This is a genomic window from Roseobacter weihaiensis (assembly GCF_020622345.1).
Lineage (GTDB): Bacteria > Pseudomonadota > Alphaproteobacteria > Rhodobacterales > Rhodobacteraceae > Roseobacter > Roseobacter weihaiensis.
On sequence record NZ_JACNMO010000012.1, the window covers coordinates 30200 to 44580 of the forward strand.

Sequence of the window (14381 nt, forward strand, 5' to 3'; positions counted from 1 at the left end):
GGTTTCATCCGGACGATAGGAAGGGTTACTTACACAAACCTTACACGCCCCGACACCGGTGGATTCTTTTGCAGCCTGGCAGAAAGACATCTCTTATACACTGTTTTATAATGATATTTTTGAGATCATATAAGCCGCATGCCGACCGTTCTTTATCACCGCAGGAGGTTTCCGGCCGTTGGGAGAACGGGGTAAGGGTTTGCCAGTGAATTCGCAAAGGGCAGTTGCACACCGGCTGCCAGAAAGTCCGGCGGACGGGGCTGGTCCATCTGTTGGAGGGTATGCTTATCCATCTTGAAGCGGGAAATCGCTGATCGTTTCGGGCCGCTGAATTTGGACCTTGCGGGAATCGAGCAGGGCCGCAATGGTTTGTGGAAAGATGGATCGCCACGGGAGACCTCTCTCCAACTCTTGTGCGGCGTTGGGCCGATATCGGGCACGGCTCGGTTTGGCAGAATTGGAGAGGTTCCGATGAAGATATTGTTTGTGGAAGACGAGGCGACCATTGCCGAGACAACCATTCCCGCGTTTCAAAAACAGGGTTTTCCGGTCGATCACGTCGAGACGGTCAGAGACGCCGAGGCGGCGCTCAGCGTGTATGACTACGACCTGATCCTGCTGGACCGCGTCCTGCCCGATGGCGACGGTCTCGATCTTCTGGCAGCGCTGCGCCGCGCAAAGGATGCGACACCGGTAATCCTGATGTCCTCGATACGGCACTCGGTCGCCGAGCGGATCAGCGGGCTCGACCGGGGGGCCGACGATTACATTACCAAACCCTTCGACCGCGACGAGTTGATATCGCGGGCCAGAAGCATCCTGAGGCGACCCGCCGCCATGTCACGCCGCGTGATCGAAATTGCCAATGTCGTGATGGATATCGAGGCCCGCAGCCTCATCGTCGGAGGCACCGCGATCCGCGTGGCGCGGCGCGAGCTGAGCCTTCTGGAGCAACTGCTGGGGGCGCGGGGGCGTATCGTCCCGCGCGAAGCGATCGAGCGGAATTGTTATGGCTTCGACGACGAGGTTTCGGTGAACGCCATCGATGTTTCGCTGCACCGGCTGCGCAAGGCGCTGGTGGACGCGGGTGCGCGGATCGCAATCGTGACGGTGCGTGGCATCGGATATATGGTCGAGGAGACTGTCTGATGGCCCAGCCCCTTGACACCGACAAGCCACGCGCCGCCGCCCTCGACTGGAACGCCATCGTCGCCCATCAGCTCAAAACGCCGCTCGCCGCGCTGAATGCGCGGCTTGCCGGGGCCGAGGCGGTGGACACGCGACCGCTGCGCAGTGACATCGCGCGGCTTTCCCGGCTCATCGATCAGATACAGCTTCTGGGGCGTGCACGGGCGGTGCCGGATGACGAACGAACGCGCATGCCGCTGACCGACCTGCCCCGGGCGGTCTGTGCAGAACTGGCCCCGCTCGCTGCGCAGAAGGAACAGATCATCTCGCTCCGCGACCTGTCGGCAAAGGCGGTCTGCACTGTGCACCCGGACCTCGTTATCAACGCGTTTCAGAACGTGATCGAGAACGCCCTCAAATACGCGCCGGCCCGCAGTCACGTCGACGTCGTCGTGCTCGCCAGCGGTGCGACGCTTGTCATGGATCGCGGCCCCGGCCTGCACCCCGACGAATGGGCGCGGCTGCAAAAACCCTTCACCCGCGGCACTGCGGCGGAGGGCGCCAAGGGGTCGGGTCTCGGTCTCTTCGTTGCGCATGACGTTTTGCGTGGCCACGGCGGCGGACTCTTTCACCTCACGCGGCGCGGCGGCGGGAGCGTTGTCGGGCTTCACCTCCCGGTTCTGAGGCGAGAGGCATGACATGAAAGCCTGGACACCGAGCGGCGATGAGCCGTCCGCGGCTCCGGCGTCCGACGCGCAAAAGACGATCACGCTCCGTCTTTCGGATCTCATCTCGATCACATCGCTCGACACCCTGAGCGCGGCGCTGGACGAACCGATCAACGCCGCCCTCCGCGCGCGCATCGCCGATAGCCCGCGGCTCTCGCAGCGCGCAGCACGCGCGATTTCAAAGGTCGCAGATATTCCCTCGCACCCGGCTTTGCCAGATTGTCCGCGCCGCCGCATGTTGCACGACGACCGGACGGACGATCTCCTTTTTGGGATCTCCGCAACGGCGGCGGCGCTTTGTGGTGACCCGGTCCGGCAGGCCATCACGCCGGAGGCCGCGCAACCGCTCCGCGAGCGCTTTGGCGATGCGGCCTTTGCTTTCGTGCAATCCTGGTCCGATCTGCCGCGCGTCCGGCACGCGCGCGATATCGCCGGGATCGGCGCGGGCTGGCTTGCGCTCGGCGCGTGGCTGGACAGTCGGCCCGATGCCGAACGGCGGGTGCTCGCGATCCGTTTTGACGCGGCTGACCTGACACGCATGCAGACCGAGGACGACACCCGCGCGCTGGCGGATCTCTTTGTTTCGGTCACCGACCGGCTTTTCGCGGACCGTGAAAACGAGATGTCAGATGTCGCAGACTAGTCCTTTTGTCGCGCCAGCGCTGCCAATCCGCCGCAGCGACATCGTGCCACTCAACCGGGTGCTTGCAGCCTATGAGAAACTGGCCGACGGCACCGTTCTGACATCGGACACCGACCCACAGAGCGACAACAGCGCGGTGGAAACGCTTGTAATCCGCACGGATGCCTGGGCGGTCGGCGTTCACGCACCCAATGCCGCACGCCGCGCCCTCGTTCAACCGGACCTCGAAGATGTCTCAATGGCGTTTCTTGTTGAACTGACGCTGGAACAGCAGCTTGAACAACTCGAAGGGGCCCTGGGAAAGGCTGTTTTCGTCGACAATGCCAGTGCGGCGGTCACGTATGATTTCAGGCGGCGCTTCGGTACCGAATGGGGCGATGTGGTTGTGTCGTTCGATGCGGCAAGCCTGCCGTTGGCGGGGGCGCTTCTCGACGTGTTGCATCCGGTTGAGAAGGTTCATCGCGTGCTGCCCTGCCCCGCCGCATTCGAGTTCGCGGCGTTCGAGCTCAGCCGTGGTGAGCGCGAGGCCCTCTGCGAAGGGGCCGTCATCCTGCCTGGTCTGGACGACATGCTCAACTGGCGCGGCGCCTTGATCGTCGGGCAGACCGTCTTCGACATCGTGGTAGAGGACGGGATCGCGCGATTTGAAAGCAAGGAGACGCCCCTGCCCGACATCGCATGTGACGACCGGCGGATCAGCCTGAGGTTCGCGCCCGTTGCCATCCCGCTCCATGCGCTGCGCGGGGATCGCGACGGGTTCGAATATGATTTACGGCGCTGTCTTTCACGGTCACAGGTCTCGGTGTTCTGCGGGCCTGAGAAGATCGCGGCGGCCCGTTTGTCGCGGCTCGCGGGTCTGCCGGCAGTGGACATCATTTCGCTGACGCGACTTCCTCGACGAGAAGCTTGATTTCGATCAGCGTTCCGATCCGCGTGGGAGACAGGTCGAGCGACAGGGGCACCCGGACGGCTTTGATCTTGCAGGCCGCAAAAGGCGCGCTGTCGGCACAAAGAAGCTGCGTCGTCGAACGCGTCCGGTCCGACCAGTCAAGACCGCCGAGCGACGCCACGCGCAGCATTCCGCCGGTTTCCGTCAACGCATTGGCCCGACGCAGAAACTCCTGCGCCAGACCCGTCGTCGCCGTCACCCGGCCTTTTTCACCAACCAATGCGTAATGTGTTTCGGGGACCGCAGGCGATAGGATTCGAAGTCGTTGCCGGACCATGGCCCGCGCCTGCTGATCCCGCCAAGAGAGCAATACCAGCAACTCCCGGATGACCTGGGCGGCGACGCGCCGCGACAACCCTGCTTGCCCGCGCCAGCCGATGACTGCCGACCACGTGGGATGTGCTGTCGCGTCCCGAAAGACGCTGTGGCAGTTCGAAAGGTCGACACGTTGACGCTCCCGAGACAAGGCTTTCGGGATCAAGGCGGCCACTGCGGTGGTGCCGGCACCAAACAACCGCACTTCCGAGGCCTGCGTGCCTTCACCTTTAACGAGCGCGAAGCCGCCGACCGCAGGTGTCTGCTGCAGCAGGTCCAGAAGCTCCAGCGAGGCGTCCGTGCTACCGTCGGCCCCGACATCTTTCATGGCCGGAATGCCAAACGGTGTAACGTTTCATCCAGCGACTGTGCCGGAGCGATACCCAGCTTGTCGCGCATCACGGCGCGGCGCTTGCGCAAGGTGTCTGACGAAATACCGAGAATCAGACGGATTTCTGCGGGGATTCGACCTTCAACGAGCAACTCGCCCAAGTCGCATTCCGCGCCCGTAAACCCGAAATCCTGTTTCAGGATCTCAACCGAAAGCGACACCGGCGTTGCATCCATGAGGTCCTCGAGCAAAAGCATGATGCTTTTCGTGCCCGTGCCGACCTTGTCCGGCGGGATAGCGGTCGCCCTGAGGCGATGACGTCCATTGCGGTCACGCAGTCGGACGGGCGCGAGGAGGCCTTTTCCAGATTGGGCGGCGGTCAATATCTGCGCGATCTGTACGTCGGACGCTGGATGAAACGCGGCAACCTGGCCGTCGATGACCTGGAGCGTGTCGGCGAAGGCGAATATGTCCTGCCCAAGCCTGTCCAAATCGAGAATGCGACCGAAGCGGTCCAGCTCCACCACGCCGACCTGTGGCAACGTGCCGTCAGACAGTGACGTTGGATCTGCAATGCCGGCGGTGTGCAGCGCGTCCTGGCGCCGCGCGATCTGGTAGGCAAGAAGCTCGTAGGCCATGATCGCGCGCGGGGCTTCCTTTGCCGGCACGAAGCCGCGCGGGAACGTCATATAGGTAGTGAAGCAGCGTCCGCACGGAAAGAAACGCGACTTAACCGCAAAGTTCTCGATCCCCTGTGCATGCAGGAATTCCCGGTAAAACGGATTCCAAGCAATGTCGTCGTCAGTGAACACATCCGATGTGCCGTACCACGGGCCAAGGGGGCGTTCGAGTAGCCGGATAAAGCGCAAGTCATGTACTCTCAACTCTGTGTCTTCGAAAAGATAAGAGCGGTCGATGTCGGAGATGCCGGGCATCTGCGGCAGATGCCGCCAGCGTTGCGCGCCGTGCGAGATTTCCATTTCGACGTGGTGTACCGCCATGCCACCCGTGGTATCGAGCAGGTCAACTTCGAGCTGGGCAAGTTCCGGCAGCGCGTCGACGAAGATTTCGGCTGGCAAGTTGGACAGTGTCGGAGTTCGTTGTTTCGACATGGCATTCTCCCATGCGTACCTAGAAATGGCTGTCAGATTAAAAGAATTGGGTCAACCTAAGGTAGCACATGGATGGCAAGCGTCAGCGAAGACCCGCCATTTAACATAACACGGTCGAGGTGGGGGGCGCGCGCGCGGCGTGGGCGGCGGAAACTATGGGGGTCGATGGGCCACCATTCATCGGCGTGGTCGGAGACGGCTAGTCGGACGCGGACAAACGGTTTGGAGAGACCGCGCGTACCGCGTCCGGCGCGCGCCGCGCTCAGTCTTCGGCGATGCGGTAGGTTGTGTCGCCACCGCTTCTGACGCGCTCGATGGTGCCGGCTTCGAGCATCGATGCGACGATCTTTGCAGCGCCCGCGCGCGACAGCCCCGTCGCCTCGCGGATGCCCATCATTGTCTTGGGGGCGTCCTGCAAGGTGCTGTAAATCGCAAGCTGGCTGGGGTTTAACGCCATCTCGCCCTGTGGAACAAAGTAGAGGCCGCGTCCCGCACCGTGTCGGTCGATCAGGCCCCGTTCTTCGAGAATATCGGTAATGAGCCGGATCTGGGTCTTGGTCAGCCCCGTCTCCTGCGCCAACTCGGGAACTGTCGTCGAGCCGGTTTCCCGCACGATACTGAGCGCTGCAGCCTGATTGTCGGACAGCTGGGCTTCGGCGCTCGAGTTCGCGAGGTAATATGTCCGCCCTCGCGCGGCCTTTTCGATCAGGCCGGCGTCCTGAAGCTTGTCGAGATGATAGCGGATCTGATCGTGATCGTCGCTGCCGCCGAGGATCATTTGCGCCAGTTCGGGCCGGCTCTTGCCACCGCTTTCGAGGGCGGTCAGGATCTGGCGATCGGTATCGCCCAAGGTCACTTCGCGCGCGGCGGTGGTTTCCGTGCTGCTTGGCACCCAGCCGCCGGAGGCGTCCCGGACAATCGCATTGCTGTCGCGCAGTCGTTTGATATGACGCTGGACGGTTTGCTGCGCGCTGCGTCCACTGAAGGCGCGCTGGATTTCGGACGAATTGATCGGGCCGTTGTCGGCAATGAAGCGAAGAAGCTGGCGCGTCCCGCGCGGCAAGGCGGTGTCGATCAACACATCGACATTCGCCGCCAGCGCGTAGGTCGCCTCGCCCCGCGCTGTTCCCGCACCGTCGCCCAGCGCAATGACGATGCCGCGTTCGATCAACCCCTCCAGATCGGTCGTCAGGTGGGCGCGCTGAATCTCGTCGCGTGCCGCAATCTCACGCCGCGACATCTCGCCGTTGAGGTGCAGCGCGCGGATGATCTCGCCCTCTCGCGCCGACGCCCCGCGCGGCGTCGTATAAAGGGGGATCAAGTTGATGTCCTCGTAGGGAATGGGCTTGCCCCTGACCTCCGTCGACAGAGGTTCGTCCGGAACCTCGATAGAGAGATTGGAGACGACGCCGCTCTCTGTCACGGTGACAAGGCCCTGCTCGACCGCCTCTCTGGGCACGAGGGCGCTGTTGCCCGGTTGATAGCCAATCGCCTGGGAGATACGGTACATCGAAATTGGCACGTTCTCCGGCGCGATGGCCAACACCGAGAGTATCTTACGGGTCTGCGCCGCGAGGGGCAGGAAATCGGAATTGAGGGAGGCGGGCACATAGCGGGTTACGGACCTTGTTGACTTCGGAACGAGCACACCTGCGTCGACAAGTCGATCCAGTGCCACCTGTGCTTCTGCAATGGAGGATGGAAGTTGTTCGCCATAGTAGGACAGCCGAGTTGCGTTCGTCGCCGTGACAGCCCCCTTTTCCAGCGTCGCCGCGACGATTGCCTTCTCGAATGCGCTGGCCTCCAGACCCCCAAGCTCTGCATCGACGCGGCTCTCGGTGATCTCGGAGGCGTTGAGCGTCCTGAGCGACAGCGCAATCGGTTCGCCATTCGGCCCGATGTAGGCGACCTCGGCGGGCACGTCCCCGGCATCCTCCGTACTCGGCTCGGGGGGAAGTGTTGCCGGGCGCAGGCCGGCGGCGCGCTGCACCAGCTCGGCGACGGTCATGCGGCGGTCAACGGCGGCGGTTGCGGTGACCGAGACGCCTTGTGTTTCCAGCAGGAACTGATCGAGCGTCAGATAGATATCGAGCGTCGCGGGCCCGTCGTCCACATCTTCGAGGTCACCGAGCGCGGCCGTCGCAAGCCGCCGCAGGCTCTCATCCTGCGGCAGGACCTCGTCGAGCGAGGCCGGGCTCGAAAGTGGATCAGTCCATCCCAGGATACTCGGGTTGGCCTGGGCGAGCACTGGGAGCCGCGACACACGGGCGAGAAAGGCGTCCATGTCCGTCAGCCGAAACATTGGCATCACGTCCATGGCACCGACGCCGAAAACATCGCGCAGCCAGACGTCGGTGCGGGCAAGAACCTCGGCGTTCGACAGGGTCCCCGCATCGTCGAGCCTGGCGCGCAGGCTCTCCGGCAGCGCGTCGAGCGCCGCCGCCGTCGCGACCGGCTGCCGGTTGACGCTGCGCAGCGCACGGACCGCGAACGTCATGTCTGCGTAGCTCGCGGCAAAGGACAGAACGGCGTCGGTCGAGGCCCGCAGGGCCGATGGATTGCCAAGTGTGTTCTGCCCGAGGATTTCGGGCGAGAACCCCATGTCCGTCAGGCGTTGCGACGACAGCTCGCCCGTTGGGTCGCTCTGGGGTGTTACACCCGTTGCACCGTCGTCGCCGCCTGTCGTTCCACCGTCTCCGCCGTCTGTCGGGGGCGTTGATGTCGGTGTCGGGGACGCGCCTCCTGTTGGCGGTGGCTGATCGCCGAATATATAGCGGTAGACCTCCGGCGCCTGATGAAAGAGGTCCTGCATGACCTGAACCAGCGCCGCTTCCTTTTCGGTGTCGCTGTACGCCTGACCAGTGCGATCAGTGCGCGCGTCTTTGACCGGCGTCCGTTCGAGTTGGAGTCGCAGCGCGTCTTCAGGTGGCATCGTGATCGGCGGCACATTCAGATCGAACGGTTTGGGGTCTGCGCCTTCGGCCGCTGGATAAGCGGAGTTCCCAAGCACGACCTCACGCGATGCGGCCAGCACGACCGCATTCGTGATGGTATTCGAGGCCTGCGACCGGTCCGTGATCATCGGCAGCGCGCGCACGTTGGCAGCCAGAAGCGCGATGACGCCATTCTCGGCGGCACCATTGTCGTAGTTCATGCCACCGTGGTTGATGAGATCCTGCACAACCTGAAGGTTCTCGGTCGTGACCGCATCGGTCACCGCGGGCGCAATGCCGATGAAGGCGCGGGCCTCAAAGGGGGGCGTCCAGCCTTTCGCATTGATGTCAGGATTGCCCCGGAACACGCCGAGGCGCATGTCGTCCCGCCGCGTCATCGGCCCCCAGGTATAGATCCAAGTGTTTTCGCCGCCCTTCTGTAGCTGAATGCCGCGCGTGCTGTCGGTGCCGTCGAGCACCGCCTCCGCCGCCTCGATCCGCTCGGCATCGGTGGCAAAGGTCACGGGCTGCCAGCTGCCGTCGCGCGCCCTTTCGACCACACCGTAGGCCTCGATGCTGCCGTCGATGGAATCGAAGATCGTCTTGTAGGGTCCGTCAAGGACTGTCGTTTGATTTTCACCCAGCACATATGAGCCGATCACGGTCGTGTTGTCGGGAAAAGATCCTTCGTCGCCCGCGCGATACTGGCCGAAACGGTTCTGGGCCTGCGAACTGAGAACGCCCCCGTCCCGGTAGATCACCGCAAGGGCTTCGCCGGCCGCATCGAGGTTCTCCTTGGAATAACTGCCATTGGCTTGGGGCTCGATATTGGAGAGCGCTGTGCCGGCTCCGTTGACGCGCCTGTCAAGACCCCGGCCCTGTTTCGCGTTGAAGAAGGCCGGGTTCTTGCGGTAGAGCGCAGTGTTGTAGTCGCCGGTTGCGATGTCCTGGAGCTGCGCTTCGATCGGTTCAACAAGACTTGCACGGAACCCACGCTCATTATTGAGCGCCTGAATGACGTTGTCGATCCGGGCCTGTGTCAGCGCCTTGTCACCTGTCATCCACGCGGGCAGACCGTCTGTTGGCAGGGTTGCATCGGGCGGCCCGATCTGCACGTCGGAGGGGTTCAGATTGACGACCTCCGACTGGCGCGTGTTCAGAGCCCCTTCGAGCGCGGGCGGCACGATGCCATTGCCACTGATGAGAATATCCCGCGCCGACACGTCGGGGAACGCCAACGCCGCCTGATCGGCCAGTTCAACAGCCTGCAAGAGCGTCAAGTTCTCCAGTTTGACAAGGCTCATATCCGCGCGCGGCACGATCATCGTGTAGCCCGCATCGGTGCTGACGCCCACGTTGGACCGCCTGACGCTCTTGAAAGCTTCCGCGAGCGGGACGCTTCCCCCGGTTGCCGGCACCGGCTCGGCGGTCACGCCCGCAGGGTATTGCGGGTTCACCACATCGAGCATGTTGGCGGCGGTAGGGCCTGTGGGCACCAGCGACGCGCCGTTCAGGGACAGCGTGCCGGTTTCGACGAAGGCGGTAAGCGCCGCCTCGGCCTCTGCCACCGAAATGGTGCCGCTGCCGACGAGCGCCGCAATCCGGTCCATCGCGCCGCCCGAGCGGATGTCCAACCGTGTCTGGATGTCCTGCAGAGTGCTCCGGGCCTCTGGCGTCAAGGCGGCTGACCATGTCCAGCCGAGGTAGCCGCCGCCCGGAGGCGTGTTCGACGACATCGTTGCCTGCACATCGGGCGGGGTATGCTGAGATGTGATGCCCGCGCCGCTGCGGCTTTCGATCCCGGTACCGCCTTGGGTTTCGCCGGGTCGCGATGTCAGCGTGCTGACAAGCCCGCCCAGGGTTCTGCCGCCGCGCCGCGCGAGTGTTTCGTCATAATAGACCGTCTGCTCCCCTCTATCCGCCTTCGCCGTTTCCGACTGAAGGAGAGAGACCAGCTCCGGGGTCGTGCCGGAGACCACCACAATGGCGTCACCCGTTGGTGTCGCTATCCGCAGCGGCAGGCTGTGCATCGCCTCCCCATCGTTGAGCGAAACGGCTGCGTTTTGGGCGAAACTTGCCTCGACCGCGGCAGACTCGTCAAACTTTGAATATGCGGTGATCTGCAAATCACGCAGTTTCGGGTGGGCATCGGCCTGATCAGCGACGGCACCGCGCGAGACGTTTGCCGCGAAATCGGCCAGTGCTTCGGGATTGCGCGCCAGGTTCTGGACGAACGCAAGCTGTGCCTCCGGCGACAGCTCGTGGAGCTGCTGTTCCAGCGCGGGCTGAATAAGCATCCTCTGAGGCGCCGTGTAGCCTTGCGTGGCAAGCGAGACCAGTTGCGAGGTCGTCATCGGCGAGGCGAATTGCCCTGGCTGTGTGATGGTGGGCGGTCGGAGGGTCGACGCGCCGCTCTGGCCGTTTCGGCTCAGACCCGCAGATGCGTCCTGCGACTGCGGCGGCACCGTGGGGCGAAGCGACTGTGTGCGCGCCAGTGCCAGCCCGGGCGAAACCTGGCTCGGGACATAGACAGACGTGCCGTCGGGCAGCGTGCGTTTGGTCAGGTCGATGGTGGTATGTGCACCCGAGGTGTCATTTGATGTACCCGATGTACCCGATGTACCTGACGGCGGCTGCCGCCCGAAGTTCTGGGCCGATTGTCGTCCCGCACGCAAGAACAGGGGCACCTGCAGGGCCCCCGCGTAGAACATCGCGCCATTCGGCGCGCTCAGGGTCCAGAACCCGGCCCGATCCTGCCCCTGCCGGGCCTGGAATCCTTCACGAAAGCTGTCTGTCGCATCTTCTGGGATCAACGTATTGGAATCCTCGAAAGTCGGATCGCCAAGCTGAAAATCCCCGACGGATTTCATGTTCTCACTGGCCATCTTGATGGCGTCGTAATAGGCGGCACCGTCGGCCTCGGTTGTTCGCGCGGTCGGGATAAGTGCGTTGCCTGCGCCGACGACGACGCTCTCATGGGTCTGGCGCGCACTGAAATGATGCGGTTGCAGCCGGAAGTCGGTGTTGCCGCCGTTCGATGAGATCAGCGCGGCAGCCTCGGCCTTTGCGGCCTCCAGCGTTGTGGCCGCAAGCGCAACCTCCGTGCCGTCGCTCGCCAGGACGTGAAAGCCTTGCTCCCCGTCACGCTGAAAAACCGGCACCGACACACGAACCTCGTCGATGCCCGAGGCCGTTTGCTCGACAAATACGACGAGCGCGTACCCCTTGAACCCGTCCCTTTCGCGCTCTGAAAGGCGGGATTCGTCGATCTCGCGGAACGAGGATCGGGACGCAACTGTCATGGTCATTTCCGGGTCGTCGGTCGCCATGCTGGCTTGAGCGACGGATGGGTCGATAGCATTTACGGACATGAGGCACCTCCAAAAAATAGCCATGGCAATTCTGCAGCTGCCGACTTGCGCCAGACTTACGGGATCGCGGCGCCTGAGTTTCCGCGTAGGCTCATCTGAAGCTGGCTGAGCGAGCGGGTGACAACAACGCGCCGCTGCCAGGTGATCTTGTCGGAGGCATCGAGCACAAACAGTACCGTTGCACCGACCTGCTTGCCGTAGAGAAAGAACGACCGGTCCGAGATCGGCTGCACATTGGCAACCGTGGCATCGGCGATCAGAACAGATCCCATATCCGCCGGCAGCGTGATGACGACGCCTTCGGACTGGGTGATACGCACCGCGGTGATCGGGGTGCCACCGCCAACGTTGGGTGCCAGCCCCAGCAGGAAGGCGACCGTGGTCAGGACATGATGAAGTTTCATTCGCTTTCAGCTCCTTCTGCAAACTTGCGCAGACGCGGCGTGGTTCGGGCGCGCGCAGGCTTCAGCGACAGCGTGCTGCACGGAATGATGGTGTAGTCGTCGCTCAACTCCTGAAAGGACACCACATCGATCTCGATCGAATTACGGATCATGAACGTCTTGAGGTGCCGCCGGACGTCCATCGAGGTCACGATCACCGGGCGGATCCCCTTCGGTGACAGAACCCTGATCTGATCGCGAACGGCTTTCAACAGGCCCTGCGACTGCTCTTCGGACAAAACCAGATAGCTGCCGATGTTGGTGTCGCGCAGGCTGGCGCGGAGAATTTCCTCGCTGTCGCGCTCGACCACGATGCTGGAGATCTGCCGGTCGCCGTGGGCGACGCGCGCGCAGATCTGCTTTTGCAGGGCAATCCGGCAGTATTCCGTCAATGCCACCGGACTGGCATCGGTCGCCGACCATTCGACAAGCGCCTCCATGATCTTCCGGCGATGGCGAAGCGAGACGCGCTCTTCGAGCAGCCTGCGGAACACGTCGGCAATCCGCTGGATCGGCAGCGCGCGCATCAGTTCGGCGACCAGCACCGGCGCCTCCCCCTCGGCTTCGGTCAGCAATTCGCGGGTTTCCTGCAAACCGACGAGGTTGGCCGCATTCGCGATCAGACCGTCGGTTGCCACGGTGAAGACGACATCTTCGACCGCCGCATAGGGCAGACCGATTTCATCGAGGCGCGCCTTATGCGCCACCTCGACCTCGAGACTGCGTGTCCAGAGCCCGGTGGCCTTGTCCGTATACGGAATGTCATGCGCCGCCAGCACGTCCCGGACATCGGAAAGGGTCACGACCCCATCTGTCACGCGTGCCCAGAGGACAGGTTCCTCGTCAATGACCAGCCGGAGTTGATCGTCGGCAAGTGCGGGCGCCACGGCAACCGTCACTGAAGGCGCGTTCAGACCGGCCGCTGTGCCTGCATCCTGGCCCAGCCGCTCGGCCCGACGGGCGAGATCAGCGGGCGTGAAACGCGCATGATGCGCCTCCGAAAGCTCGAGAACCACGCGCGCCTCGGCACGGGGCAAGAGCGCAACCTCGTCGCTGTCGCCAGCTTCATCACCATCGGCGGGGCCGGTCTGCGCACCTGCATCCGCACCAAGGCGCACCCGGCGGCTTACGAAACCGACCGCGAAGAATGCGGCCCCGAGACCCACCAGGATCAGCGTCGGAAAACCCGGCAACAACCCCATTCCGATGAGAGAAACCCCGGCCAGTCCGATAGCACGCGGATCGGCGACGATCTGCGAGATGATGTCGGAACCGAGGTTCCTTTGTTCTTCCCCCTTTACCCGCGTGACGATCACCGCGGCCGTCACCGACACCAGAAGTGCCGGTATCTGCGAGATGAGCGCATCGCCCACCGTCAGCAGCGAGTATTTATGCACGGCTTCGTCGAAGGGCATCGAGAATTGCGCGATACCGATGACCAAACCGCCGATGAGATTCACGAAGATGATGATGAGACCTGCGATGGCATCGCCCTTGACGAATTTCATAGCACCGTCCATGGCGCCATAGAACTGGCTTTCGCGTTCAAGCAACTTACGGCGTTTTCCGGCCTCGACGTTGTCGATATCGCCGTTGCGCAACTCCGCGTCGATGGCCATTTGCTTACCCGGCAGCGCATCGAGCGTGAACCGTGCGCTAACCTCGGCAATCCGCTCGGCACCCTTTGCGATGACGATGAACTGCACGACGGTGATGATGAAGAACACCACGAGGCCGACCACGACATTGCCTGCCACGACAATCGAACCAAAGGTCTCGACCGTCGCGCCTGCATCGCCCTTGGCAAGGATCAACCGGGTCGTGGTGATGGACAGGCCCAAACGGAAGATTGTCGCGATCAGAATGATACCCGGCAAGGACGACAGCGACAGCGGCGTGGAGAGATATATGCCGGTCATCAAAAGCAGGATGGCAAAGCCGAAATTCAGACCGATGAGCGCATCGACCAGAAGCGTCGGCATGGGCAGGATCATCAGAAGAATGATAACGAACAACAGCACACCGATGGCCATGTCCTTGCTGAACGGCAGCGATGCGAGTGCCTTTTTCATGATGCGAACTCCATGATATCGAGCCCGTTCGCCCGGCATGTTGCAAAACACGCAACCCAGATGTCACGCGCCGCGTCGCCACGACCGAGACCCGAGAGCGCCCGCGCCCGCAGCGACAGAAGCCTGGCCAGATCGCGGGGCGTGGCTGCGCGGTCAACCAGCGCTTCGATCAACGCAAGCGCGCGCCCATAATCGCCAAGATCGACCAGACACCGCGCCCGAAGCCTCTGGACAGTTGCGTCGTCGGCGTCGTCTTCTCCGAGCGCCAGAAGCAGGAACAACGCATGGCGCGCGCGCCCGAGCTCGGCATAGGTTGTGGCCAGCATCACGATGATATTGCGTTGGGTCGGTGTCAC

The 14381-nt window shown here is 63.0% G+C and carries 10 protein-coding genes; 4 read left to right on the forward strand and 6 right to left on the reverse strand.

What is annotated here, in order from left to right:
- Positions 1-471 precede the first annotated feature (471 nt).
- From H7847_RS14765 to H7847_RS14780, 4 genes are read left to right on the forward strand one after another with little or no spacing between them, the layout of a single operon-like run.
- Positions 472-1149 (forward strand): response regulator, encoded by a 678-nt coding sequence (locus tag H7847_RS14765; RefSeq protein ID WP_227270248.1) that lies wholly within the window; start codon positions 472-474, stop codon positions 1147-1149.
- Complete coding sequence (locus tag H7847_RS14770; RefSeq protein WP_227270249.1) at positions 1149-1826, forward strand: sensor histidine kinase; 678 nt, start codon at positions 1149-1151, stop codon at positions 1824-1826. Before H7847_RS14765 ends, H7847_RS14770 begins: the two co-directional genes overlap by 1 nt.
- Before the next feature lies 1 nt (position 1827).
- The gene (locus H7847_RS14775) at positions 1828-2499 is read left to right on the forward strand and encodes a hypothetical protein (protein WP_227270250.1); all 672 of its coding nucleotides are present in this window, start codon (positions 1828-1830) and stop codon (positions 2497-2499) included.
- Entirely contained in the window at positions 2486-3409 is a 924-nt protein-coding gene (locus H7847_RS14780) for a hypothetical protein (protein ID WP_227270251.1), read from the forward strand. The genes H7847_RS14775 and H7847_RS14780 overlap by 14 nt, the downstream gene beginning before the upstream one ends.
- Here H7847_RS14780 and H7847_RS14785 read toward each other — a convergent pair.
- The 6 genes from H7847_RS14785 to H7847_RS14810 all read right to left on the reverse strand — a co-directional run bounded on the left by H7847_RS14785 (position 3372) and on the right by H7847_RS14810 (position 14381).
- Entirely contained in the window at positions 3372-4091 is a 720-nt protein-coding gene (locus H7847_RS14785; RefSeq protein WP_227270252.1) for a hypothetical protein, read from the reverse strand. The two genes, H7847_RS14780 and H7847_RS14785, sit on opposite strands and share 38 nt — an antisense overlap.
- Positions 4088-5206, reverse strand: a complete 1119-nt coding sequence (locus tag H7847_RS14790; protein ID WP_227270253.1) for a helix-turn-helix transcriptional regulator — start codon at positions 5204-5206, stop codon at positions 4088-4090. Before H7847_RS14790 ends, H7847_RS14785 begins: the two co-directional genes overlap by 4 nt.
- Positions 5207-5468: 262 nt before the next feature.
- Positions 5469-11510: a hypothetical protein gene (locus H7847_RS14795; RefSeq protein WP_227270254.1), complete on the reverse strand. Its 6042-nt coding sequence runs from the start codon at positions 11508-11510 to the stop codon at positions 5469-5471.
- Positions 11511-11566: 56 nt separating this feature from the next.
- Positions 11567-11914: a pilus assembly protein N-terminal domain-containing protein gene (locus H7847_RS14800; RefSeq protein ID WP_227270255.1), complete on the reverse strand. Its 348-nt coding sequence runs from the start codon at positions 11912-11914 to the stop codon at positions 11567-11569.
- The gene (gene sctV, locus H7847_RS14805) at positions 11911-14025 is read right to left on the reverse strand and encodes a type III secretion system export apparatus subunit SctV (RefSeq protein ID WP_227270256.1); all 2115 of its coding nucleotides are present in this window, start codon (positions 14023-14025) and stop codon (positions 11911-11913) included. Before sctV ends, H7847_RS14800 begins: the two co-directional genes overlap by 4 nt.
- Positions 14022-14381, reverse strand: coding sequence for a tetratricopeptide repeat protein (locus H7847_RS14810; protein ID WP_319799771.1), 360 nt, complete (start codon positions 14379-14381; stop codon positions 14022-14024). Before H7847_RS14810 ends, sctV begins: the two co-directional genes overlap by 4 nt.